1 protein-coding gene is annotated in these 545 nt (G+C 49.4%); it reads right to left on the reverse strand.

Translation table 11 applies throughout. The annotated features are described in order from the left end of the window. Positions 1 to 528: ABC transporter substrate-binding protein (locus KDM89_RS19440; RefSeq protein WP_230427995.1), on the reverse strand; the 528-nt coding region annotated here is incomplete at its 3' end. Positions 529 to 545: the final 17 nt, after the last annotated feature.

The raw sequence follows: 545 nt of genomic DNA on the forward strand, positions 1-545 counted from the left end.
TAAGGCATTAGCGGCAGCCGGATTGTATTGAATCATGCTGCGGTATTGCGGATCATGACCGACCACACCGGGTGGAATCGGGAATTGCAGCGGGATTGCCTCACCATTATCGACGATACGGATTTCATCTTCGACTTTGTGGGCCATCGCAATCGCACGACGCAGTGCAATTTTTTCTTTGCTAAGTCCGCCAAACACCGGGTCTTGCATATTCCAATAGTAAATCGCGAGTTCGGGATCGATGATGCGTGATAACTGCACGCCTTTTTTCTGAAATTCCGGTTTGAGTTTTCCATCCTTTAATACTTGCGGCGCAAGTCCGCCATACAGTTGGAATAAATCGGCTTCATCCTTTTGGAAGGCCAGCAGGCGTGACTGATCTTCCAGTATCACATTGACGATCACGCGGCCTATCTGGGGTAGACGCTTACCCTGCATGGCTTTCGCGATACCTTTATCTTCAGGTGACTGATTCGCTGCAAAATCCCAGTACACCGGCCGATAGTCAGGATTGGCATCTAATATCATCTTAGAACCGCGTACCC

The organism is Cognatundibacterium luofuense, from assembly GCF_018139685.1.
GTDB classification, from domain to species: domain Bacteria; phylum Pseudomonadota; class Gammaproteobacteria; order Burkholderiales; family Burkholderiaceae_D; genus Undibacterium; species Undibacterium luofuense.